At 67.2% G+C, this 23,112-nt stretch carries 25 protein-coding genes and 1 tRNA gene; 16 read left to right on the top strand and 10 right to left on the bottom strand.

Annotated elements, in window-relative coordinates; genetic code table 11:
• Positions 1 to 36: 36 nt before the first annotated feature.
• Positions 37 to 1,410 carry an aminotransferase-like domain-containing protein gene (locus DWA33_RS04695; protein WP_114356936.1) on the top strand — a complete coding sequence of 458 codons (1,374 nt, stop codon included), beginning with the start codon at positions 37 to 39 and terminating at the stop codon, positions 1,408 to 1,410.
• Positions 1,411 to 1,428: 18 nt separating this feature from the next.
• On the opposite strand, the gene DWA33_RS04690 is transcribed toward DWA33_RS04695, so the two are convergent.
• Positions 1,429 to 2,076 carry a LysE family translocator gene (locus DWA33_RS04690; protein ID WP_114356935.1) on the bottom strand — a complete coding sequence of 216 codons (648 nt, stop codon included), beginning with the start codon at positions 2,074 to 2,076 and terminating at the stop codon, positions 1,429 to 1,431.
• Position 2,077: 1 nt separating this feature from the next.
• On the bottom strand, positions 2,078 to 2,617 hold the full coding sequence (locus DWA33_RS04685) for an RBBP9/YdeN family alpha/beta hydrolase (protein ID WP_114356934.1): 540 nt from the start codon (positions 2,615 to 2,617) through the stop codon (positions 2,078 to 2,080).
• 229 nt (positions 2,618 to 2,846) lie between these two features.
• On the opposite strand from DWA33_RS04685, the gene DWA33_RS04680 reads away from it, so the two are divergent.
• Together DWA33_RS04680 and DWA33_RS04675 are read left to right on the top strand one after the other, a co-directional pair.
• Positions 2,847 to 3,563, top strand: a complete 717-nt coding sequence (locus DWA33_RS04680; protein ID WP_114356933.1) for a glutamine amidotransferase — start codon at positions 2,847 to 2,849, stop codon at positions 3,561 to 3,563.
• Positions 3,542 to 4,351, top strand: coding sequence for a YggS family pyridoxal phosphate-dependent enzyme (locus DWA33_RS04675; RefSeq protein ID WP_114356932.1), 810 nt, complete (start codon positions 3,542 to 3,544; stop codon positions 4,349 to 4,351). The genes DWA33_RS04680 and DWA33_RS04675 overlap by 22 nt, the downstream gene beginning before the upstream one ends.
• 45 nt (positions 4,352 to 4,396) lie before the next feature.
• Here the strand turns inward: DWA33_RS04675 and DWA33_RS04670 are convergent.
• Both DWA33_RS04670 and DWA33_RS04665 read right to left on the bottom strand, forming a co-directional pair.
• Positions 4,397 to 4,473: transfer RNA gene (locus DWA33_RS04670), tRNA-Arg, on the bottom strand.
• 307 nt (positions 4,474 to 4,780) lie between these two features.
• Entirely contained in the window at positions 4,781 to 6,259 is a 1,479-nt protein-coding gene (locus DWA33_RS04665; RefSeq protein WP_114356931.1) for an ATP-binding protein, read from the bottom strand.
• Between the two features lie 361 nt (positions 6,260 to 6,620).
• Between DWA33_RS04665 and rpmH the strand changes: the two genes are divergently transcribed.
• From rpmH to DWA33_RS04625, 8 genes are all read left to right on the top strand, one after another.
• Positions 6,621 to 6,755, top strand: coding sequence for a 50S ribosomal protein L34 (gene rpmH, locus DWA33_RS04660; RefSeq protein WP_008542748.1), 135 nt, complete (start codon positions 6,621 to 6,623; stop codon positions 6,753 to 6,755).
• A 23-nt stretch (positions 6,756 to 6,778) separates the two neighbouring features.
• The gene (gene rnpA, locus DWA33_RS04655) at positions 6,779 to 7,123 is read left to right on the top strand and encodes a ribonuclease P protein component (protein ID WP_114356930.1); all 345 of its coding nucleotides are present in this window, start codon (positions 6,779 to 6,781) and stop codon (positions 7,121 to 7,123) included.
• Between the two features lie 12 nt (positions 7,124 to 7,135).
• Positions 7,136 to 9,010, top strand: coding sequence for a membrane protein insertase YidC (gene yidC / locus DWA33_RS04650; protein WP_114356929.1), 1,875 nt, complete (start codon positions 7,136 to 7,138; stop codon positions 9,008 to 9,010).
• 154 nt (positions 9,011 to 9,164) lie between these two features.
• Positions 9,165 to 9,815 (top strand): ribosome biogenesis GTP-binding protein YihA/YsxC, encoded by a 651-nt coding sequence (gene yihA / locus DWA33_RS04645; RefSeq protein WP_114356928.1) that lies wholly within the window; start codon positions 9,165 to 9,167, stop codon positions 9,813 to 9,815.
• Positions 9,815 to 10,189, top strand: coding sequence for a DUF423 domain-containing protein (locus DWA33_RS04640; RefSeq protein WP_114356927.1), 375 nt, complete (start codon positions 9,815 to 9,817; stop codon positions 10,187 to 10,189). The genes yihA and DWA33_RS04640 overlap by 1 nt, the downstream gene beginning before the upstream one ends.
• A 113-nt stretch (positions 10,190 to 10,302) precedes the next feature.
• The gene (gene argB / locus DWA33_RS04635; RefSeq protein WP_107342826.1) at positions 10,303 to 11,199 is read left to right on the top strand and encodes an acetylglutamate kinase; all 897 of its coding nucleotides are present in this window, start codon (positions 10,303 to 10,305) and stop codon (positions 11,197 to 11,199) included.
• A gap of 86 nt (positions 11,200 to 11,285) precedes the next feature.
• On the top strand, positions 11,286 to 12,305 hold the full coding sequence (locus DWA33_RS04630; RefSeq protein ID WP_114356926.1) for a DUF1036 domain-containing protein: 1,020 nt from the start codon (positions 11,286 to 11,288) through the stop codon (positions 12,303 to 12,305).
• A complete protein-coding gene (locus tag DWA33_RS04625) occupies positions 12,302 to 13,003 on the top strand; it encodes a pyrimidine 5'-nucleotidase (protein WP_114356925.1) in 702 nt (233 codons plus the stop codon). The genes DWA33_RS04630 and DWA33_RS04625 overlap by 4 nt, the downstream gene beginning before the upstream one ends.
• A gap of 211 nt (positions 13,004 to 13,214) precedes the next feature.
• On the opposite strand, the gene DWA33_RS04620 is transcribed toward DWA33_RS04625, so the two are convergent.
• Positions 13,215 to 13,514, bottom strand: coding sequence for a GIY-YIG nuclease family protein (locus DWA33_RS04620; RefSeq protein WP_114356924.1), 300 nt, complete (start codon positions 13,512 to 13,514; stop codon positions 13,215 to 13,217).
• A gap of 311 nt (positions 13,515 to 13,825) precedes the next feature.
• Here DWA33_RS04620 and dapD point away from each other — a divergent pair, with 311 nt between their 5' ends.
• Genes dapD through dapE form a run of 3 tightly spaced genes read left to right on the top strand, consistent with a single transcriptional unit; the run spans position 13,826 to position 16,341 of the window.
• A complete protein-coding gene (gene dapD, locus DWA33_RS04615; protein WP_114357062.1) occupies positions 13,826 to 14,671 on the top strand; it encodes a 2,3,4,5-tetrahydropyridine-2,6-dicarboxylate N-succinyltransferase in 846 nt (281 codons plus the stop codon).
• Positions 14,672 to 14,692: 21 nt separating this feature from the next.
• Complete coding sequence (locus DWA33_RS04610; protein ID WP_114356923.1) at positions 14,693 to 15,166, top strand: DUF805 domain-containing protein; 474 nt, start codon at positions 14,693 to 14,695, stop codon at positions 15,164 to 15,166.
• Positions 15,166 to 16,341: a succinyl-diaminopimelate desuccinylase gene (gene dapE / locus DWA33_RS04605; RefSeq protein WP_114356922.1), complete on the top strand. Its 1,176-nt coding sequence runs from the start codon at positions 15,166 to 15,168 to the stop codon at positions 16,339 to 16,341. Before DWA33_RS04610 ends, dapE begins: the two co-directional genes overlap by 1 nt.
• Before the next feature lie 199 nt (positions 16,342 to 16,540).
• Here dapE and truA read toward each other — a convergent pair whose 3' ends face one another.
• From truA to def, 3 genes are all read right to left on the bottom strand, one after another.
• Positions 16,541 to 17,278: a tRNA pseudouridine(38-40) synthase TruA gene (gene truA, locus DWA33_RS04600; protein WP_114356921.1), complete on the bottom strand. Its 738-nt coding sequence runs from the start codon at positions 17,276 to 17,278 to the stop codon at positions 16,541 to 16,543.
• Positions 17,279 to 17,473: 195 nt separating this feature from the next.
• On the bottom strand, positions 17,474 to 18,406 hold the full coding sequence (fmt, locus tag DWA33_RS04595) for a methionyl-tRNA formyltransferase (protein ID WP_114356920.1): 933 nt from the start codon (positions 18,404 to 18,406) through the stop codon (positions 17,474 to 17,476).
• A 75-nt stretch (positions 18,407 to 18,481) separates the two neighbouring features.
• A complete protein-coding gene (def, locus tag DWA33_RS04590; protein WP_114356919.1) occupies positions 18,482 to 19,009 on the bottom strand; it encodes a peptide deformylase in 528 nt (175 codons plus the stop codon).
• A 149-nt stretch (positions 19,010 to 19,158) separates the two neighbouring features.
• Between def and DWA33_RS04585 the strand changes: the two genes are divergently transcribed.
• Together DWA33_RS04585 and DWA33_RS04580 are read left to right on the top strand one after the other, a co-directional pair.
• On the top strand, positions 19,159 to 20,385 hold the full coding sequence (locus tag DWA33_RS04585) for a DNA recombination protein RmuC (protein ID WP_114356918.1): 1,227 nt from the start codon (positions 19,159 to 19,161) through the stop codon (positions 20,383 to 20,385).
• Between the two features lie 258 nt (positions 20,386 to 20,643).
• Complete coding sequence (locus DWA33_RS04580) at positions 20,644 to 22,017, top strand: AmpG family muropeptide MFS transporter (protein WP_114357061.1); 1,374 nt, start codon at positions 20,644 to 20,646, stop codon at positions 22,015 to 22,017.
• Positions 22,018 to 22,057: 40 nt separating this feature from the next.
• On the opposite strand, the gene DWA33_RS04575 is transcribed toward DWA33_RS04580, so the two are convergent.
• Positions 22,058 to 22,474 carry a hypothetical protein gene (locus DWA33_RS04575; protein WP_114357060.1) on the bottom strand — a complete coding sequence of 139 codons (417 nt, stop codon included), beginning with the start codon at positions 22,472 to 22,474 and terminating at the stop codon, positions 22,058 to 22,060.
• Between the two features lie 19 nt (positions 22,475 to 22,493).
• A complete protein-coding gene (recR, locus tag DWA33_RS04570) occupies positions 22,494 to 23,099 on the bottom strand; it encodes a recombination mediator RecR (protein WP_114356917.1) in 606 nt (201 codons plus the stop codon).
• Positions 23,100 to 23,112: the final 13 nt, after the last annotated feature.

Here is a 23,112-nt window from a genome sequence, read left to right as displayed (position 1 = left end):
AATATAAAGCGTCACATTACACTTCGAGGCGAACGCATGCGTCTGCAGTCTCCCTGGCACCCGCGACTGGCCGATGGCGCCGAGTCGCCGTGCGACCGGCTGGTTTCGGCGTTGTCGGAAGACATCGGGATCAGAAGGCTGGAGGTCGGCGCCCGGCTGCCGGCGCATCGCGACCTCGCCTGGAAGCTCGGCATCGGTCTCGGCACGGTCACCAAGGCTTACGGCATCCTCGAGCGGCGCGGGCTGGTCCGCTCGGTCACCGGACGCGGCACCTTCGTGGCTGTCACCGGGTCCCGCACCGGCGACGTCATCGACCTGTCGCGCAACGCCCCGCCGTCGGCGGTGAGCGAACGGCTGATCGCGCGGTCGCTGACCGCCGTGGCCAAACGCGTCGACGCCGACGTGTTCAATGCCTATCCGCCGGTGATCGGCCACATCCGGTTTCGCAGCGAGCTGGCGCGATGGTTTCGCCGGCTCGGGATGGACGCCGACCCGGCGCATCTGCTGCTGACCAACGGTGCCCAGCATGCGCTCGCTGTCAGCCTGTCGACGCTGTGCGGCCCGGCCGGCACGCTGTTCGTCGAGCAGCAGACCTATCCGGGGATCATCGGCCTCGCCCGGCATCTCGGCGTGACCCTCATCCCCGTCGCAATGGACCAGGAGGGCATGCTGCCGGAGGCGCTCGACCGCGAGCTGACGACGCAGCTGCTCCGCCCCGCCGCGGTCTACCTGACGCCGACGATGCAGAACCCCACCACCGGCTCGATGAGCAGGAGCCGGCGCGAGGCGATCGCCACGGTCTGCCGCCGCCACGACATCGTGGTGATCGAAGACGACGTCTATGCGCTGCGTCCCGACCCGGACTATCCGCCGATCGCGACTCTGGCGCCCGATCGGGTGTTCTACATCAACAGCCTGTCGAAGACGCTGAACCCGGCGCTACGGATCGGCGGCCTGGTGGTGCCGGCCGCCTGGTTCGCCCGCGCCGAGGCGGCGCTGCATGCCAGCGGGCTGATGATCAGTCCGCTGAGCTGCTCGGTGATGGAGCAATGGCTGCTCGACGGCACCGCCGACGCGGTGAGCGTCGCGATCCAGGAAGAGGCCCAGCGGCGTCGCATCGTCGCGACCGAGCTGCTCGGCGCCGCGATGCATCACCCCGCGCATATCGGCTACCACGTCTGGCTTCCGCTTTCGTCCGCAGACGCCGAAGCGGTCGATGCCGCCGCCAAGGCGATCGGCATTGTGGTGACGCCGCCGTCCTCGACCTCGGTGGGCGGCATCAGCGCCGGCATTCGTCTTTGTATCGGCGCGCCGCCGCGGGCGGATCTCGAGAAAGCACTCGGCGCGATTAAGTCGATCATCGCGCGTATCGCCGCCCGCAGTGAAGATACCTCGTCGGCGCTCCGCTGAGTCCGACGCCGGCGTCGCCTAACTGCGTTGATCGAACGCCAGCCGCACCCCGAAGGCGATCAGCACCGAACCGGTGACGCCGTCGATCCCGCGGGTGAACGCCCGATTGCGGACCATCCTGGCGAGAGGCCGCGTCGCCGCAGTAATCGCAGCGAACCAGATCAGGCCCATCGCGGCGTGAATGCCGGCGAGGCCGACGCTGAAGGCGATCACCGGCGCGTCCTGCGGAATGAACTGCGGCAGGAAGCTGACGTAGAACACGCCGACTTTCGGATTGAGCAAGTTGGTCATCAGGCCGCGCACGAACCAGCCCGCCGAACGAGCAGCTGGCGGCTCAGGCAGCGCAGCATCCGCGGCCGAATCCGGCACCGCCGGCCGCAGCGCAGCGCGGACCATCTGGGCGCCGAGCCAGACCAGATAGGCGGCACCAACGTATTGCAGAATGCGATAGCCGATCTCGGAGACCGTGAGCACGGCGCCGAGACCGACCGATGCCAATAGTCCCCACGCCAGCACACCGCTCACGACGCCGGCACCGGCTTTCATCGCCGCCCCGCCGCCTTCGACCGTCGCGGTGCGCAGCACCAGTGCGGTGTCCAATCCCGGCGTGATCGTCAGCAGCGCGGCGGCGACGGAAAACGCGGCGATCGCAGACACCCAATCCATCTCAACCTCCGAGGCCGGCGCAGAATGCGTCGAACAGCGACCGGCCCTGCTGCCACTCACCGAGACCGCTTGCGCCGTTGATGTGGCCGTGAGCGCCGGCGATCACCAGACCGGTGTTCCATTCGCCGGCCCGTCGCCGCGCGTAGTCGAGCGAGCCGTAGGGATCGTCGCTGCTGGCGACGATCAGCGCCGGAAACGGCAGCGGCCGCGCCGGCGGATTGCAGAAGCTCGCAGCTTCGGCCGGAAACGCCGGAGCCTCCGGATCAGGCACCGCAACCAGAAAGGCGCCGCGCACGCGGTCCCGAATCTGCTCGGCCGCATGCGCGACCAGCAGGCAGGCCAGGCTGTGCGCCACCAGAACCGCCGGCCGCGGCGCATCGGCCAGCGCGGCGTGCAGCGCGGCTGTCCAGTCGGCGAGATCGGGCGCATCCCAATCCGCCGGACGAAACCGCGAAAACGAGGGGGAGGCGGACTGCCACAGACTTTGCCAATGCGTCTCTCCGGAGCCGCTGATACCCGGAAGGATGATCACTGGTGCCATGGTGCCCGCCTGAGGTTGATCATACGCAAGGTATCACTTTGCAAAACTGAAGCGATCTCATTCGAGCTGCAGCATTTCTCATCTGCTCGACGGGGCGCGAGAGGTCCTGCGGCTTGACATCGAGGTCACTGGTGGCGTCGATGCTGATCGACGACATGTCCGTTCCGGACAGATTATTCGATCAAGCACGCGTCGCTCGCATCCGCCGCGACGTGGTGCGGAGCGCACGATGACACACCTTCCCCGCTCGAAAACCGCCGTCGTGATTCGGCACGTCCTGTTCGAGGACCTCGGTTACTTCGCACCCGTACTCACCGCGGCCGGCTACGACATCCGCTATGTCGATCTCGATCAGGCTCCGCTTTCGGCCATCGATCCCGAACAGCCCGATCTGTTGATCGTGCTCGGCGGACCGATAGGCGTCTACGAAAGCGACGTTTATCCGTATCTGCTCGAGGAGCGCCGGATTCTAGCGGCGCGGCTGGCCGCGAATCGGCCGACCTTCGGCATCTGCCTCGGCGCCCAGCAGATCGCCGCGACGCTCGGCGCCGATGTCGCGCCGATGGGCCACAAGGAAATCGGATTCGGGCCGTTGACGCTGACCGATGCCGGCCGGCGCGGGCCGCTCCGGCATCTCGACGGCGTGCCGGTGCTGCATTGGCACGGCGACGCGTTCCAGATTCCCGCCGGCGCCGAGAATCTCGCCGCCACGGCGCTGTGCGCCACCCAGGGCTTCGCGATCGGCCGCACCGTTCTGGGCTTGCAGTTTCACCCGGAAGTCGAGGTCGAGAGCGGCATCGAGCGCTGGCTCACCGGACATGCGGCGGAGCTGTCGGCAGCCGGCATCGATCCGCGCGCATTGAGGGCGCAGGCGTCGACGATCCCACCTGAAGCACGCATCGCCGCGCAGCGGATGTTCGAGGAATGGCTGTCGCAGATCAATTGACGACCGAAGACATCACACGGTTCGGCAGCGATCCGGCGCGCATGTTCGCCGCCAACCTGCGGACCGTGCAGGAACGCATCGCGGCGGCCTGCCGTCGATCCGGCCGCCGGCCGGAAGACGTACGGCTGCTTCCCGTCACCAAGACCGTCCCGGCGCAGGTGCTGCGGCTGGCGTTTGCCGCGGGCATCACCGACTTCGGCGAGAACAAGCTGCAGGAGGCACGCGACAAGCGGGCCGCCCTCGCCGATCTGGCGATCCGCTGGAGCATCATCGGCCATCTGCAAACCAACAAGGTGAACTATCTGGTTCAGCTCGCGTCGGAGTTTCATGCGCTCCACAGCGTCCGGCTGGCCGAGGAGCTGAACCGCCGGCTCGACGCCCAGGGCCGCGATCTCGACGTCTTCGTCCAGGTCAACACCTCCGGCGAAGCCAGCAAATACGGCCTGCAGCCCGACGAGCTGATCCCGTTCGTCGAGCGCCTGCCGGACTACCCGCGGCTGAAGCCGCGCGGACTGATGACGCTGGCGATCCTGAGCCCCGATCCGCCGCGGGTGCGGAGCTGCTTCCGGTTGTTGCGCGAGCTGCGCGACCGCGCCGCGGCGGTCCATCCCGGCGTGACGCAGTTGTCGATGGGCATGACGGGCGACTACGAGACCGCGATCGAGGAAGGCGCCGACGTGGTGCGGGTCGGCCAGGCGATCTTCGGACCGCGCCCGACCAGCGATGCGTTGTATTGGCCGGACATCGGCAAGGCGCCGACCACGGACCCGCAAACCGGCTCAGCGTGAGGTCGCGCGATGAGGCCGCCCAATTTCCAAGCCTATCCGTCGAAATGGCGCGCCCGAAAGGATTCGAACCTCTGACCCCCAGATTCGTAGTCTGGTGCTCTATCCAGCTGAGCTACGGGCGCGTCTGCCGCGGGTCTCGTCGGGTCAAGCCCTGAGCCGCCGGCGGTCCGCAGCGGCGAAGCGCTGCGAAGGCCGCCATAGCTAGCGGCTCCGATCCGGATTGGCAAGCGCCGTGGCTGCTCTTTTCTGACGGATCGACGACGACGCCCGCCGCGTCGGGTTACCCGCGGGGATCAGCAGCCGGCATCGGCCCCGGGCGAGGCCAACCGATGCGCGGCGCGCCGGATCGCGGCGGCACAGCCCTGCCCGCGCCATCGGCCCGGATCCTGCGCGGAATCGGCGGCTCAATTCGAAAAGCCCAGGCCTTGGTCAGGCACGGGCGCGTTCGTTGCGCAGGCTGTGCAGGTCGACCGGGCGGTCGGGGATCGAGATCCGGAAAGTCGCGCCGATCGTGCCTTCGACCAGCTTGATGTCGCCGCCATGGGCCCGCACTAGCTCGGCCGCGATCGCGAGGCCGAGGCCGGAACCGCCGGCCCGGACCGAGCCTTGAAACGCCTCGAACAGGTGGTCGCGCGCCTTCTGCGGCACGCCAGGGCCGGTATCCGAGACCTCCAGCACCGTCACCGACCCTTCGCGGCGGCCAGTGATGCGGATCTGCTGCAGATTGGCGTCATTGCGCGGCTGGCCTTCCAGCGCCTGCGCAGCATTGCGCACCAGATTGAGCAGCACCCGGAACAGTTGGTCGGGGTCGGCGTCGATGGTGAGGCCGCGCTCGATCGCGCTGACCCAGGTGATCGACGCCTCGTCCGCCAGCCCGGCGGTCTCGCGGACGTCGTTGACCAGCGGCTCGATCAGGATGCTGCGCCGGTCCGGCGCCGCCTCCTGGGCGCGACCGTAGGACAGCGTCGACTGGCAGAACGCGATCGCCCGCTCCAGCGAGCGCACCAGCTTCGGCGCGAACCGCTGCACCCGCGGGTCCGGCACGCTGGAGAGCTGGTCGGACAGAAGTTGCGACGACGCCAGCAGATTGCGCAGATCGTGATTGATCTTGGACACCGCGAGGCCGAGCGCAGCGAGCCGGCTCTTCTGATGCAGCATCGACACCAGATCGCGCTGCATGTCGGAGAGCTCGCGCTCGGCGAGGCCGATCTCGTCGCCGCGCGGACCGGGCACCACGATCGAGGCCGGGCTTTCCGGATCGCGACGGAAGTTCACCATATTGGCGGTCAGCCGTCGCATCGGCCGCACGAACAGGAAGTGCAGCGCCAGATAGATCAGCGCCGTGGTCAGGCTGGTGATGGTCAGCGACACCAGCAACAGATTGCTGGAGAACCGGTACATCGCGTTGCGCAGCGGCGCGGCGTCGATCACCACCTCGATGAACTCGGCATTGCCCTCGGCCGGCCCCACCACCCGGATGCTCTGGTTGCCGCTCTCCAGCATCATCACGAAGGAATCCAGGATCGCGCCCCACGGCGTCACGTTGCGCATGTCGACGACGTGATCGATCTTGGTCGGGAGGTTCGAGCTGGCGAGCAGACGGCGCTGCTGTCCCATCTTGATCGCCACCGCGCGGGCTTCGATCGAATCCAGGATCTGCTGGGCCAGAGAATCGGGAACACGCCCCGACGGAGAGGCGTCCAGCACCAGCACGGCGGTGTTGGCGGCAGCGAGCCGATCGTTCAGCCGGTTCAGCCGGTAATTCGCGATCGAAGGGACGTAGATCAGGATTTCGGCGATCAGGATCAGCGGAATCGTCAGCAGCAGCAGCTTGCCGGACAGCCCGATCTTGGGCTCCAGGCCGCGCCGCCACGCCTGCGTTTCCGGCTGTCTGTCCGCTGTCTGCACCGCACCTCGCTTTCGGCCCTGCGCCTCGCCGGTCGCACCGTGCCGGATTCGCGACGATATCTAATGTCAAGATGCTCTTTTGCCAGAACCAGGTCAAATTACCGTTTTCTCATGCGTGATCTGCACATTGGCCGCGCGCGGTCAGGTGCGTTGCGGCGTGCGCTTCTGGCACGGCTGAAGCGGGCGCGGGCGCAATTGACGAAGCCAGGACGCTCCCGTATAAGCCGCGCCAACTGTCCGCGATGGCCCGGCTCTGCCCGGGGCGGTTCATTTTTGGGCTGCATCGGCTCAGCACTGAGCCGACATCTCCGGGCTTACCCACCAACTTATGAATAACTGACCCGGCAGCGGAGAACGACCCGTGAAGCGGACTTATCAACCCAGCAAACTGGTGCGCAAGCGCCGTCACGGCTTTCGTGCCCGTCTCGCCACCGCCGGTGGCCGCAAGGTGCTGGCGGCGCGCCGCGCCCGCGGACGCAAGCGCCTGAGCGCCTGAGTGGGCTTGCCCGAGATCCGTTGATGGAGCGGTTACGGCAGCGGGCGGATTTCATCGCCGTTGCCGGTGGGCCGCGGATCAACGGAGCTGCCTTCGTGCTGCAGAGCCGGCGCCGCGAGGACCAAGGTCCGATCCGGGTCGGCTTCACCGTGACAAAGAAAATCGGCACCGCGACCGAACGCAATCGAATTCGCCGCAGACTGCGCGAATTGGTGAAGCGGACGGATCGCGGTTTTCTGCTGCCGCACAGCGACTATGTGCTGATCGGACGCCGCGCGGCGCTGAGCCGCGACTTTGCCGTCATGCTCGGCGATCTGCGCACCGCGCTCGAGCGTCTGGCGCGGCGATCGCCCAACCCGCGTGAGTGACGAGACCCGACGATGTCCGACAACCGCAACACCATCCTCGCCGTCGTTCTGTCGGGCCTCGTGCTGCTCGGCTGGCAGTACTTCTTCAACATCCCGCAGATGGAGAAGCAGCGCGCCGCCCAGCAGGCGCAACAGCAGCAGGCCCAGACCACGACTCCTGGCGCCTCGCCTTCGGCGACGACTCCATCGGCGGCGCCCGCTCCAGGCGCCCCGGCGGCCCCGGGCGCACCGTCCCCCGCCAAGCCGAACACCGCTGCCGCTCCGGTGATCAGCCGCGAAGCGGCACTCGCCGCCGCGCCCCGGATCAAGGTCGAGACGCCACGGCTGTCCGGTTCGATCGCGCTCAAGGGCGCGCGGATCGACGATCTGGCGCTGACGCAGTATCGCGAGACGGTCGATCCGAAATCGCCGCCGATCGAACTGTTCTCGCCGTCGGGCAGCGCCAAGCCCTACTACGCCGAATTCGGCTGGGTCGGCGCCGCCGGCGCCAACGTCAAGCTGCCGGACCACAACACGGTGTGGGAACAGGAAGGCTCGGGCGCGCTGACCCCGACCAATCCCGTCACGCTGAAATGGGACAACGGCGAGGGCCTGACCTTCCGGCGCCAGATCGCCGTCGACGACCGTTATCTGTTCACCGTCAAGGACGACGTCACCAATACCGGCGGCGCGCCGGTGACGCTGTATCCGTTTGCGCTGATCTCGCGCCACGGCACCCCGCACGTCGAAGGCTACTACATCCTGCACGAAGGCCTGATCGGCTATCTCGGCGAGCACGGCCTGCAGGAATACAGCTACAGCAAGATCGACGAGGCGAAGTCGGTCGGCTTCAAGGCGACCAACGGCTGGCTCGGCATCACCGACAAATACTGGGCCTCGGCGCTGCTGCCCGACACCAACGCGCAGCTTCAGGCACGTTTCTCGGCCAACAAGACCGGCAACATCACCACCTACCAGACCGATTATCTCGAAGACGCCCGCACGGTCCCGATCGGCGGCACCGCCACTGCCAGCGCCCGGTTGTTCGCCGGCGCCAAGGAAGCGCGCGTGGTCGGCATCAACTTCCCGTTCGCCGGGCTCGGCGGCTACGACCGGCAGCTCGGGCTGAACCATTTCGACCTGCTGATCGACTGGGGCTGGTTCTACTTCATCACCAAGCCGATGTTCCTGGGCCTCGACTTCTTCTTCCATCTGGTGGGGAATTTCGGCGTCGCGATTCTGCTGGTGACGGTGCTGGTCAAGCTGATCTTCCTGCCGCTCGCCAACAAGTCCTACGCCTCGATGGCGAAGATGAAGGCGATCCAGCCGCAGCTGGCCGCGCTCAAGGAGCGCCACCCGGACGACAAGACGAAGCAGCAGCAGGAGATGATGGAGATCTACCGCAAGGAGAAGATCAATCCGGTCGCCGGCTGTCTTCCGATCCTGCTGCAGATCCCGGTGTTCTTCTCGCTGTACAAAGTGCTGTTCGTCACCATCGAAATGCGGCACGCGCCGTTCTTCGGCTGGATTCACGACCTGTCGGCGGCGGATCCGACCAATCTGTTCAACCTGTTCGGCTTGATCCCGTACGATCCGACCGCGATCCCGGTGCTCGGCCAGTATCTGGTGCTCGGCGCCTGGCCGCTGGTGATGGGCTTCACCATGTGGTTCCAGATGAAGCTCAATCCGCAGCCGCCGGATCCGACCCAGCAGATGATCTTCGCCTGGATGCCGGTGATCTTCACCTTCATGCTGGCGCACTTCCCGGCTGGTCTGGTGATCTACTGGGCCTGGAACAACCTGCTGTCGGTGATTCAGCAGGCCTACATCATGCGCCGCAACGGCGTGAAGGTCGAACTGTGGGACAATCTCAGATCGAGCTTCGCCAAGAAGAACAAGGCGACGTGACCTCCTGTCATTCCGGGATGCGCGCCGAATGCGGGCAGACCCGGAATCCAGAGGTTGTTGCGCACAGAGATTCCGGGTTCGCGCGCAAGGGCGCGCGCCCCGGAATGACGGCCGTGCCTGGGGCGCGGCCGGGTCTCTCTCGAACGTTAGCCCGATGACCGACACCATCGACCCGGACCTGATCGAACGCGGTCGCAAGATGTTTGCCGGCGACTGGCATTTCATCTGGGCGTCGCCGTCGATCGAAACGCTGCCGCCGATGGGCAGCGTCGAAATCGCCTTCGCGGGCCGATCGAATGTCGGCAAGTCCAGCCTGATCAACGCGCTGACCGGGCGCAACGCACTGGCCCGCACCTCCCATACGCCGGGCCGGACCCAGGAACTGATCTTCTTCGAAGGTCCGCCCAATGCCGGGCTGCGGCTGGTCGATATGCCGGGCTACGGCTATGCTGCAGCGTCGAAGGCCAAGGTCGCGTCCTGGACCTCGCTGATCCATCATTTCCTGCAGGGCCGCGCCACGCTGGCGCGGGTCTATGTGCTGATCGACGGCCGCCATGGACTGAAGGACGTCGACCTCGATATCCTGAAGACGCTCGACAAGGCCGCCGTCAGCTACCAGATCGTGCTGACCAAGGCCGACCAGGTCAAAGCCGCCGAGCTCGCCGAGCGGGTGACCGCGACGGTCGCGGCGCTGGCCAGGCACCCGGCCGCGTTTCCGGAGGTACTGACCACCTCTTCGCGCACCGGCGCCGGGATGCCGGAACTGCGCGCCGCGATGATCCGCCTGCTCGACGAGCGCCGCTGATGGCAGCCGCCCTGCGCCTCCTGATCGTAATCGCCGGCCTGTACGGGGCCGCGGGTGTGGCGCTCGCCGCCGCGGCCGCCCATGTGCCGGACGCCGGCCGGCTCGGTCCGGCGTCGTCGATGCTGCTGTTTCACGCCTGCGCGATCGCCGCCGCGGTGTTGCTGGTGGAGCGCGGCATCGCCCACCGGATTCCGGGACTGGCGGCGATCTTCGGCTTCGTGTTCGGCACGGCGCTGTTCGCCGGCGACCTGTCGCTGCGCCAGTTCACCAGTCACAGCCTGTTTCCGATGGCGGCGCCGACCGGCGGCTCGATCCTGATCGGGAGCTGGCTGCTGCTGACCGTCGCCGCGCTGTGGCCGCGACGCCGGTCCTGACCCGCAGCCGCGGCCTCTAGGATCGGCCGCGCCGAAATGCTAGCGATCTGTCCCGCCGCAACGGCCCCGGAATCGCCCGTCCAGACCGTCCCTTCAGCTCGAAAGACCGCTTCATGACCGACGTGCCCGTCATCAGCCCGCTCGATCAGGCCCGGATTCTGTCCGAGGCGCTGCCGCACATGCAGCGCTACGACGAAGAAACCATCGTCATCAAGTACGGCGGCCACGCCATGGGCGCCGAGGACACCGCCAAGGCGTTCGCCCGCGACATCGTGCTGCTGGAGCAGACCGCGGTGAACCCGGTGGTGGTGCACGGCGGCGGCCCGCAGATCGCCCAGATGCTCAAGCGCCTCGGCATCAAGTCGGAATTCGCCGCCGGTCTGCGCATCACCGACGCCGCCACCATCGAGATCGTCGAGATGGTGCTGGCCGGTTCGATCAACAAACAGCTGGTCGGCTACATCAACGAGGCCGGCGGCAAGGCGGTCGGGCTGTGCGGCAAGGACGGCAACATGGTGTCCGCCACCAAGGCGACCCGCACCATGGTCGATCCGGATTCGCGGATCGAGGAAGTGATCGATCTGGGTTTCGTCGGCGAGCCCGAGAAGGTCGACCTGACCCTGCTCAACCAGTTGATCGGCCACGAGCTGATCCCGGTGCTGGCGCCGCTGGCGACCTCGGCCTCGGGTCAGACCTTCAACGTCAATGCCGACACCTTCGCCGGTGCGGTCGCCGGCGCGCTGCGGGCCAAGCGCCTGCTGCTGCTGACCGACGTGCCCGGCGTGCTGGATCAGAACAAGAAGCTGATCCCCGAACTGTCGATCAAGGACGCCCGCAAGCTGATCGCCGACGGCACCATCTCGGGCGGCATGATCCCCAAGGTCGAGACCTGCATCTACGCGCTCGAACAGGGCGTCGAAGGCGTCGTCATCCTCGACGGCAAGGTCCCGCACGCGGTGCTGCTCGAACTGTTCACCAACCAGGGCACCGGCACGCTGATCCACAAGTGATGCGAGGCGGCGGCGACAACATCCGTCATGGCCGGGCTCGTCCCGGCCATCCACGTCTTTCCGGGGGCTTCCTCAGCAAGACGTGGATGCCCGGCACAAGGCCGGGCATGACGGGGTGGAGATCGCGCGCCCTCGCCACCATCGTCACCACTCTCTCCCTCACCTCCGCGGCTCACGCCGACCTCAAGCTGTGCAACCGCATGAGCTACGTGGTCGAGACGGCGATCGGGGTGGATTCGAGCGGCGCCACGGCAACGCGGGGCTGGCTGCGAATCGATCCGGCGCAATGCCGCGTCGTGGTGCAGGGTGCGCTGAACGCCGACCGCATCATGCTGAACGCCCGGGTGCTGCCGCTGTACGGCGCCTCGCCGCTGCCGCAGAACGGCACCGACCGGCTGTGCGTCGCCGACGACAATTTCGTCATCGCCGCGGCGCGGCAGTGCCGCGGCAACCAGACGCCGGCCGCCTTCACCGAGATCAAGCCCACCGACACCGAGGACGGCAACAAGATCGCGTATCTGGCCGAGGATTCCGGCTACGACGACGAGCAGGCCAAGCTCGCCGCGATCCAGCGGCTGCTGCTGATCGCCGGCTACGACGCCTCGCCGATCGACGGCGTCGACGGCCCCAAGACCCAGGCCGCGCTGTCCGCCTTCCTGAAGAGCCGCGGGCTGAAGCCGGAGATCGTCGACGCGCCGGATTTCTTCGACGTCATGATCAAGGCGGTGCAGCAGCCGACCGGAAGCGGCCTGACCTGGTGCAACGACACCAAGTACAAGATCATGGCGGCGGTCGGCGAGGACGATGGCAGGACGATCACCAGCCGCGGCTGGTACGGCGTCGCGCCCGGCCAGTGCCTGCGTCCAGACCTCGGCGCGCAGCCGAAGCGGGTGTTCAGCTTCGCCGAAGCGGTCGACGGCAACGGCCGCCCGGTCAGCATCAAGGGCCGCGCACTGAACTGGGGCGGCGGCACCGCGCTGTGCACGCGCGACAGCAGATTCGAGATCGGCGAACAGGGCGACTGCGCCGGCCGCGGCCTCGCCGCCACCGGCTTCGCCGCGGTCGATCTTTCCGACGGCAAGCCCCTCAGGTTCACGGCACCATGATGCAACTCGGCAAACGCGGCTTCGATCACGTCGAGACCTGGGTGTTCGACCTCGACAACACGCTGTATCCGCATCACCTCAATCTGTGGCAGCAGGTCGACGTTCGCATCCGCGACTTCGTCGCCGATTGGCTGAAGGTGTCGGCGGAGGAAGCCTTCCGCATCCAGAAGGATTACTACAAGCGCTACGGCACCACGATGCGAGGGATGATGACCGAGCACAGCGTCCACGCCGACGATTATCTCGCTTACGTCCACGCCATCGACCATTCGCCGCTCGAGCCGAACCCGGCGATGGGCGACGCGATCCAGCGGCTTCCGGGACGCAAGCTGATCCTGACCAACGGCTCGGTCGCGCATGCCGGCAAGGTGCTGGAGCGGCTCGGCATCGGCCATCATTTCGAGGCGGTGTTCGACATCGTCGCGGCCGAGCTCGAACCGAAGCCGGCGCCGCAGACCTACCGCCGCTTCCTCGACCGCCACGGCGTCGACCCGGCGCGCGCCGCGATGTTCGAAGACCTCGCCCGCAACCTCACCGTGCCGCACCAACTCGGCATGACCACCGTTTTGGTGGTGCCCGACGGCAGCCAGGAGGTGGTTCGCGAAGACTGGGAGCTCGAAGGCCGCGACGCCGCCCACGTCGACCATGTGACGGATGATCTGACGGGGTTTTTGAAGACGCTGAGCCCCGCGAAGTAAGGCACCGCGCCCTCCCCAGTAACGACGTCATCGCCCGCGCAGGCGGGCGAACCAGCATTCCAGAGAGGCCGCGACCTCCCCTCCTATGCTCTGGCATACTGGATCGCCCGGACAAGCCGGGCGACGACGTGGGAGAACGAAAGCCGGCGCCACTACATCCCCAACCGTCATCGCCCGCGAAGGCGGGCGATCCAGTATTCCAGAGCGCCGCTTAGGGCGGACCGGCGATCTCCGGGTACAGATCATTCCAATCCGGATTGTGCTCCTCGATCAGCCTGATCTTCCATTCGCGCGGCCACTTCTTCAGCCGCTTCTCGCGCCGGATCGCATTCTCGACATCGTCGTACACTTCGAAATACACCAGCCGATCGACGCCGTAGCGCAGCGTGAAACCCTCGACCTCTTTGGATTTGTGCTCGAATATGCGACGGACGAGATCATTGGTGACGCCGACGTAGATCGTCCCGCCGATCCGACTGGCCAGGATATAGACGTAGAACTGCCGCGGCATCGGCGGCCTCCCCAATAGTCCAACGCTCTAGGATACTAGATCGCCCGGACGAGCCGGGCGACGACGTGGGGGAATGGGAGCCGGCGTCGCCATATCCCCAATCGTCATCGCCCGCGCAGGCGGGCGAACCAGTATCGCAGAGCGCTCGCGATCTTCCATCCATCGCCCTTGAATACTGGATCGCCCGGACGAGCCGGGCGACGACGTGGGGGACGCGGCGGCGCCTTGACTCCGACCCGGCGAATCCGGACAAAGCCCCAACGTCCGCGTTGACAGTCAACGCCTTTCCGACACTCGCCAAGGACCCGTCGATGCCGCTCACTGCCCTGGAATCTACCATCAACGCCGCTTTCGAGGCGCGCGACACCGTTACGCCTGCGACCCAGGGTGAGGTTCGGGAGGCGGTCAACGATGCGCTCGATCTGCTCGACCAGGGCAAGGTGCGGGTGGCCCAGCGCGACGAATCCGGTGCCTGGACGGTCAATCAGTGGCTGAAGAAGGCGGTGCTGCTGTCGTTCCGGCTCAACGACATGGGCGTGATCGAAGGCGGCCCCGGCGGCGCCAACTGGTGGGACAAGGTGCCGTCGAAGTTCGAGGGCTGGGGCGAGAACCGCTTCCGTGAGGCCGGCTTCCGCGCGGTGCCGGGTGCGATCGTGCGCCGCTCCGCCTTCATCGCCAAGAACGCGGTGCTGATGCCGTCCTTCGTCAATCTCGGCGCCTATGTGGACGAATCCACCATGGTCGACACCTGGGCCACCGTCGGCTCCTGCGCTCAGATCGGCAAGCGCGTCCACATCTCCGGCGGCGCCGGTATCGGCGGCGTGCTCGAGCCGCTGCAGGCCGGCCCGGTGATCATCGAGGACGACTGCTTCATCGGCGCCCGCTCCGAGGTCGCCGAAGGCGTGATCGTGCGCAAGGGCGCAGTGCTGGCGATGGGCGTGTTCCTCGGCGCTTCGACCAAGATCGTCGACCGCGAGACCGGCGAGACCTTCATCGGCGAAGTACCCGAATACGCGGTGCTGGTGCCCGGCACGCTGCCCGGCAAGCCGATGAAGAACGGCGCGCCCGGCCCAGCCACCGCCTGCGCGGTGATTGTCAAGCGCGTCGACGAACGCACCCGGTCGAAGACCAGCATCAACGAATTGCTGCGCGACTGATCGCTGCCACGGGAGGCGACGATGGACTGGACCACGCTGCTGTTCAGCTTCCAGGGCCGGATCAACCGGGCCAAGTACTGGCTGGTCGCTCTGCTCAACATCGCCGCCTGGATCGTGTTCGGCAGCATCGCGCTGATCTGGCTCGGCGGCATCGATCCGGAGAACCTGTTTCGATTCGCCGGCGGCGCGCTGCTGATCTGGGTCGTGGCGATCGCACTCAGCATTGCCGGCACCTGGGCGTTTCTCGCCACCGGCGTGAAGCGCCTGCACGACCGAGACAAGAGCGGCTGGTGGATCCTGTTGTTCTGGTTCGGCCCGAGCCTGCTCGGCGGCTCCAACCAGACCATGGAGGACAGCCCCGTCAGCCTCGTGTTGGCGCTGATCGGGCTCGGTATCGCGATCTGGGGCTTCGTCGAACTCGGCTGCCTGCGCGGCACCCGCGGTCCTAACCAATACGGCCCCGACCCGCTGGAGCCGCAAGGCACGCTGACCTGATGATCTCGACTCCGACTGCTCTTTCGATCGCCCAAGAGCTGTTACGCTGCCCGTCGGTCACGCCGGCCGATGCCGGCGCGCTCGGCGTGCTGGAAACGCTGCTGAAGGCCGCCGGCTTCGAGGTGCACCGCGTCACCTTCTCGGAAGTCGGCACCGCCGACATCGACAATCTGTATGCGCGGATCGGCACCAGCGCGCCGCACATCTGCTTCGCCGGCCATACCGACGTGGTGCCGCCGGGGGATGACGGCGCCTGGACGCACGGCGCCTTCGACGGCGAGGTCGCGGATGGTCTGCTGTACGGCCGCGGTGCCGTCGACATGAAGGGCGGCATCGCCTGCGCGGTGGCGGCGACGCTGGACTATCTGGCTGCGAACGGCGGCCAGCCGCAACAATCCGGCAAAGGCTCGATCTCGTTCCTGATCACCGGCGACGAGGAAGACGTCGCCGTCAACGGCACCGTCAAGCTGCTGCAATGGGCGGCCGAACGCGGCGAGCAATTCGACCACTGCATCGTCGGCGAGCCGAGCAATGTCGAGGCGATCGGCGACACCATCAAGATCGGCCGGCGCGGCTCGCAATCCGGCGTGCTGATCGTCGACGGCACGCAGGGCCACGTCGCCTATCCGCACCGCGCCGCCAATCCGGTGCCGGACATCGCCAGACTGATCACCGCGCTGAACGACGAACCGCTCGACGCCGGCTCGGCGCAGTTCCAGCCATCCAATCTCGAATTCACGTCGGTCGACGTCGGCAATCCGGCCACCAACGTGATCCCGGCACAGGCGCGCGCCAAGTTCAACATCCGCTTCAACGATCACCACACCCAGGAGACGCTGAGGGCGCTGGTCGACCAGCGGCTGGCGGCGGCGTGCGGCAATCGCATTCGCGCCCGGATCGAATGGCTGCCGTCGAACGCCGACGTGTTCGTCACCAAGCCGGGCGCTTTCACCGATCTCGTGTCGGCGTCGATCGCCGAGGTGACCGGCCGCACACCAGATCTCAACACCGGCGGCGGCACCTCGGATGCCCGCTTCATCGCCAAATACTGCCCGGTGGTCGAGTTCGGCCTGGTCGGCCAAACCATGCACCAGATCGACGAACGCACCCCGGTGAGCGATCTCGACAAGCTGACCGCGATCTATCGCGGCGTGCTGGAGAGATATTTCGCCTGAAACTCCCCGTGTGGGCCGCGGCGCCTCCACACGCACAGCGCGCTCCCTCGCCCCGCTCTTGCGGGGAGAGGGGTGGGGTGAGGGGCACTTCAAGCACTGAAGCTCGGCTTCGCGGAGACGCCCCCTCACCCGCCCGGCTTCGCCGGTCGACCTCTCCCCGCACGCGGGGAGAGGTTAGGACGCGCCGCGCTTGCGGCGCTCAGTAATCCACTCGCACCAGATACAGCCCCTCCGGCGGCGCGACCGGGCCGCAGGCGGAGCGGCGGCGGGCGGCAAGCGCGGCGGCGAGATCATCGGCGCTCCAGCGGCCTTCGCCGACCCAGACCAGCGAGCCGACCATCGAGCGGACCTGGCTGTGCAGATAGGAGCGCGCATTCGTCACGATATCGACGGCGTCGCCGTCGCGGATCACGTCGAGCACGTCGAGGGTCTTCTCCGGCGAGGCGGCCTGGCACTCGGTGTCGCGGAAGGTTGTGAAGTCGTGCTTGCCGATCAGCACCTGCGCGGCATGGTGCATCGCGTCGGTGTCGAGCCGCTTCGGCACCCGCCACACCTTGCCGAGATCGAGCGCCAGGTTGGAGCGGCGGTTGGCGATGCGGTAGCGATAGTGCCGCCGCACTGCCGAGAACCGCGCCTCGAACGTGTCCGGCACGATCTCGGCCGCCAGCACCGCGATCGGGTTGGGCCGCAGATGGGCGTTCAGCGCATCGCGCAGTTTGTCGGCGCGGAACGGCTTGGCGATGTCGAGATGCGCGACCTGTCCCAGCGCGTGGACGCCCGCGTCGGTGCGCCCGGCGCCATGCACCCGCACCGCCTCCCCACACGTCGCCAGCGCTGCGGCCTCCAGGGCGCCCTGCACCGACGGCAGCGCCGGCTGCAGCTGCCAGCCGCAGAACGGCGCGCCGTCATATTCGATGGTGAGTTTGTAGCGGGGCATGCGGCTCATCTTTAGGGCGCGGCGCAGCCCCGAATTCTGTCGTCATCGCCCGGCTCGACCGGGCGACCCAGTATTACAGAGCGATGGTTATCAATCACGAGCGCTCTGGGATACTGGGCCGCCCGCTTTCGCGGGTGGTGACCGCCGAGGATGGGGTGACGCCCCTGCGACAACGCTGAGCGCAGGGTTCGTGCTTCAGCCCACCCGCACGCCCTTCGCGATCGGCGTGCCGCGCAGGAAATCCTCGGCGGTCATCGGCTGCTTCCCGGCGCGCTGCAGTTGCGTCACGCGGATCGCCCCATCTCCACACGCGATGGTGAGATCGTCGTCGATCACCTCGCCGGGCTCCCCATGACCGTCCGCGATCGCGCAGCGCAGCACCTTGAGCCGCACCGGCGCGCCGTCGATCGGCAATTCGCACCACGCCCCCGGGAACGGCGACAGGCCGTGAATGTGGCGCAGCACCGCGCGCGCCGGCTGGGCAAAATCGATCTTCGCCTCGGCCTTGTCGATCTTGGCCGCGTAGGTGACGCCGTCTTCGGGTTGCCTAGTGAGCTGCAACTGGTCGCGCTCCAGCGCCGCCATCGCCCGCACCATCAGATCGGCGCCGAGCCGCGCCAGCGCATCGTGCAACTCAGTGACGGTCATCGCGTCGGTGATGGCGATCCGTTCGGCCATCGCGACGTCGCCGGTGTCGAGGCCGATGTCCATCTTCATCACCATCACGCCGGACTCCGCGTCGCCCGCCATGATGGCGCGATTGAGGGGCGCCGCGCCGCGCCAGCGCGGCAGCAGCGAGCCGTGCAGATTGAAGCAGCCGAGCCGCGGCGCATCCAGAATCGGCTGCGGCAGGATCATGCCGTAGGCGACCACCACCGCGGCATCGGCCTCGTGGCTGCGGAACTCGGCCTGCGCGTCCTCAGTCTTCAGCGTCTTCGGCGTCAGCACCGGAATACCGAGCCGATGCGCGGCGAGCGCCACCGGCGTCTCCTGCAGCTTCATGCCACGGCCGGCCGGCTTCGGCTCGCGGGTATAGACCGCGGCGATGTCGTGCCCATAGGCCGACAGCGCCAGCAGCGTCGGCACCGCGAACTCGGGCGTGCCCATGAAGACGAGGCGAAGCGGCATGACATAAGTCCCGGACAGATCTGGCGATGGAGGCCGAGCGGCCGCAACGCGCCCGCCGGTCACCTGCGCGAGCGCTCAGACGTATTTGATGCCGCGCTTGGCAGCCTTCTCGAACTTCCGAATCACCATCGCGCGCTTCAGCTTCGACAAATGATCGACGAACAGCACGCCGTTGAGGTGATCGATCTCGTGCTGGATGCAGGTCGCGAACAGACCGTCGGCGTCCTCTTCCTTGACGTTGCCGTCGAGGTCGGTGTAGCGGATCCGGACCGTCTTCGGCCGTTCGACCTCGGCGTAGTATTCCGGAATCGACAGGCAGCCCTCCTCGTAGACGTTCATCTCCGAGGACGCGCCGACGATCTCAGGATTGATGAAGGCGCGCGGCTCGGTCTTGCCGTCGCCTTCTTTGCGCACCAGATCCATCGTGATCAGCCGCACCGGCTCGGCGATCTGGATCGCCGCCAGCCCGATGCCGGGCGCGTCGTACATGCTCTCGAACATATCGTCGGCGAGCTTGCGGATCTCGGTCGTCACCTCGGCGACGGGCTTGGAGATTTCACGTAGCCGCTTGTCGGGCAGGATGATGATTTCGCGCAGGGCCATGGCGGCGATTTAAGATGCGCCGACGTTGCGGTCAATCCGGGACCGAACGGAGCCTCTGCCACTTTCGGCGCGTTCGGGCTTAAAGGTCTGTTCAGCGCCCCGTTCTATCTTCGTTCCCCATGAGTGTGCAATCTGCGACACCGGCGGCGATGGATCAGATCCTGTTCAGGTTCGGCGACCTCCCGGTCAGCGTCGGAATGGCCGGCGGGGCTCTTGCAGTCGCGGCACTGGCGCTGCTCGCGATCATCGCCGTGCTGGTGGCCCGCGGCAGCGCCGCGCGGCGGACCGCAGAGATCGACCAGCGGCTGGCGCTGTTGATGCGGGCCCAGCACGAGGCCAACGGCCGGGTCGATGCGATGGGCCGGGCGCTCGCCGGCCGCCAGGCCGAGATGGCCCGGGCGATGAGCGAACGGCTCGACAGCGTCACCCACCGCTTCGGCCAGTCGCTGACCCAGTCGACCCGCTACACCATGCAGAGCCTGCAGGCGCTGCACGAGCGGCTCGGCATCATTGACCGTGCCCATGACAACCTCACCGAATTGACCGACCAGGTGACGACCCTGCGCGACGTACTCGCCAACAAGCAGGCGCGCGGCGCGTTCGGCCAGGCCAGGATGGAAACGATCGTGCAGGACGGGCTGCCGAAGGGCTCGTTCGCATTCCAATACACATTGTCGACCGGCAAGCGGCCGGACTGCGTGGTGCTGATGCCGGATCAGCCGCCGCTGTGCATCGACGCCAAGTTTCCGCTGGAGGCGGTCACCGCGCTGCGCGAGGCGCGGACCGACGAGGACAGGAAGTCGGCCTCGCAGCGGCTGCGCACCGACGTGATGCGCCATGTCGACGACATCGCGTCGAAGTACCTGATCCCGGGCGAGACCCAGGACACCGCGCTGATGTTCGTGCCGTCGGAGTCGGTCTATGCAGAAATTCACGACGGCTTCGACGACGTGATCCAGAAGGCCTACCGTGCCCGCGTCGTGCTGGTGTCGCCGTCGCTCTTGATGCTGGCGATCCAGGTGATGCAGCAGATCCTGAAGGACGCGCGGATGCGCGACGCAGCCGACCAGATCCGCACCGAAGTGCTCAGCCTGTCTGACGATCTGGCCCGGCTGCGCGAGCGCGTCGCCAAGCTCCAGACCCATTTCGGCCAGGTCAACGACGACGTCCGCCAGATCCTGATCTCGGCCGACAAGATCGAGCGCCGCGCCGCCCGGATCGAGGAACTGGACTTTGCGGCGCCCGAGGCCGCCCCGCCGATGGCGTCGGCCGAAGCGCGAACCTCGGCATCGAGCCACGAGGCGCCGCTGGCACCGGAGCGCACCGAACTGTTCGGCTCCGGCGCCTTCAAGATCGACGAGGTCACATCGGCCTGAGGACACGCCACGAACCCACCGTCATCGCCCGCGTATGCGGGCGACCCAGTATCCCAGAGCACCACCGATTTCGCCGCGACGCCCCCGCGCAACCTTCTCGCTTCATCACGCAGGGCGGTGAGTACTGGATCGCCCGCATACGCGGGCGATGACGTCTGGTTCGTGGTCACGGCTTCGAGCGACATGATGGCCATGATCCAAAAGCGCGGGCTCTCCGGCGGCATGCCCGCCCGCCGTCGAATCTGTTACCCCTTCGCCATGACCCCGTCCGACAGTCCACCGAACGCCTCACTCGCGCCGACCGCCCCCGCCAAGCCGAGCTGGCGCGAGGCGATGGCGGTGTACTTGCAGCCGCGGGTGCTGGTGGTGCTGTTTCTCGGTTTCGCGTCGGGGCTGCCGTTGGCGCTGTCTGGCTCGACGCTGCTGGTGTGGATGCGGGAGTCCGGTGTCGATCTCGGCACCATCGGGCTGTTCGCGCTGGTCGGCACCCCCTACACGCTGAAGTTCATCTGGGCGCCGCTGGTCGATGCGCTGCATGTGCCGCTGCTCACCCGCGCGTTCGGCCGCCGCCGCGGCTGGCTGGTGTTCGTGCAACTGCTGCTGATCGCCGCGATCCTGCTGCTGGCGCTCACCGATCCGGCGAAGTCGCCGCTGTATGTGGCGATCGGCGCGCTGCTGGTCGCTGCCGCCTCGGCGACCCAGGACATCGTCATCGACGCCTTCCGGGTCGAGAGCCTGCCGGAAGACGAACAGGCCGCCGGCATGGCGTCCTACGTCGCTGCCTACCGGATCGGCATGCTGATCTCGACCGCGGGCGTGCTGTTCCTGGTCAGCGCCTATGAGGGCACCGGACTGACACGCAGTACGGCGTGGATGTGGGGCTATGTGACGATGGCCGCGATGGTGCTGATCGGCACCGTCACCGCCCTGCTCGCCACCGAGCCGGAGCAGTCGCGCCGCGCCGAAGCAGCGACCAGCGGCGAAAGCGGATTCAAGCGGGTGGTTCACGCCGCGCTCGGGGCCTTCACCGAATTTCTCACCCGCAAGGATGCGCTCACAGTCCTGGCCTTCGTGGTGCTGTTCAAGTTCACCGATGCGTTCTCCGGCACCATGACGGCGCCGTTCGTGATCGATCTCGGCTATTCGCGCAACGACTACGCGGCGATCGTCAAGGGCGTCGGCCTCGCCGCAACGCTGATCGGCGGCTTCGCCGGCGGCTATCTGGCGCGGCGCTACTCGCTGGTCGCCAGCCTGTGGATCGGAGCGGTGCTGCAGGCGGTGTCGAATCTGGCGTTCGCCTGGCTGTCGACCGTCGGCGTCGATCAATGGGCGCTGGCGCTGGCGATCTCGGTGGAGAACTTCACCGGCGCGATCGGCACCGTGATCTTCGTCGCCTACCTGTCGGCGCTGTGCCAGAATCCGCTGCACACCGCGACCCAATACGCCCTGCTCACCGCACTCGCCGCGGTCGGCCGCACTTATTTGTCGGCGAGCGCCGGCTACGTGGCGCAAGCCACCGGCTGGCCGGCGTTCTTCATGATCAGCGTCGCGGTTGCGGCGCCCAGTCTGGTGCTGCTGGCCTTCTTGCAGCGCCGCGGCCATTTCGCCGCGCTCGGGCCGGTGAAAGTGTAGCTGGAGGCGACGCCCGCTTCTCGCAGCTGCAGCCCGTCGCTTACTTCACCAGACTCCATTTGGTCACCACCGCTTCGCTCATCTGGCCGGGCTCGTTGGCGCAGGAGACCGAGACGACCTTCAGCGCGACCTGCTTGCCGCGATGGGTCTTCAACTGCGCCGCCTGGGCGTCGTCAGCGGGAACGATCTGGAACGTCTCCGGGCCGTTCTCGAGATTGCACAGCCCGGACGGCGCCGGCAGCCGGCGCGGATCGCTGACGAGCTGATACACCGGGCCCTTGTTGCCCTTGGCCCGCGTCTTCAGCGCGTTGAGCTCGCCGCTGAGCACGTCGCCGACGCGCAGCGCGGTGGGCTTCGGCAGCGCCGCCTGCGCCGAATCTTGCGCCGACACTCCGGAGGCAGCGAGCGTCAGAGCGAGCGCAGCAATGGTCGAGAGCGGGAAGCGGTGTCGAGTCATCAGGTCCAATCCGATCGAGTCAGAACAAGGTGCGCTGGCGCATCGCCGCCGACAGCGTTCCTTCGTCGAGATAGTCGAGTTCACCGCCGACCGGCACGCCATGCGCGAGCCGGGTCACTTTGACATTGGCGTCCTGCAACAGGTCGGTGACGTAATGTGCGGTGGTCTGGCCGTCGACGGTGGCGTTGAGCGCCAGGATAATCTCGGTGACGCCGGGATCATGCGCCCGCTTCACCAGAGTGTCGATCGTCAGATCCTCGGGACCGACGCCGTCGAGCGGTGACAGCGTCGCCCCAAGCACGTGGTAGCGGCCGTTTGTGGCGGAGGCGCGTTCGAGCGCCCACAAATCCGCGACGTCGGCCACCACGACGATGATCGAGGAATCGCGGCGCGGATCGGTGCACACCGTGCACGGATTCTGCGAGTCGATGTTGCCGCAGGTGCTGCAGACTTCGATCTTGTCGATCGCGACCTGCAGCGCGGTGGCGAGCGGCGCCATCAGCGCATCGCGCTTCTTGATCAGGTGCAGCGCGGCACGCCGCGCCGAACGCGGACCCAATCCGGGCAGCCGCGCCAGCAATTGGACCAGACGTTCGATCTCGGGGCCTGCGACCGCACCGGCCATCGGGACTCCATCT

Origin of the sequence: Rhodopseudomonas pentothenatexigens (genome assembly GCF_900218015.1) — a bacterium.
Lineage (GTDB): Bacteria > Pseudomonadota > Alphaproteobacteria > Rhizobiales > Xanthobacteraceae > Rhodopseudomonas > Rhodopseudomonas pentothenatexigens.
The sequence above is the reverse complement of the archived record's forward strand: the minus strand, read 5'-3'. Positions and strand labels throughout refer to the sequence as shown.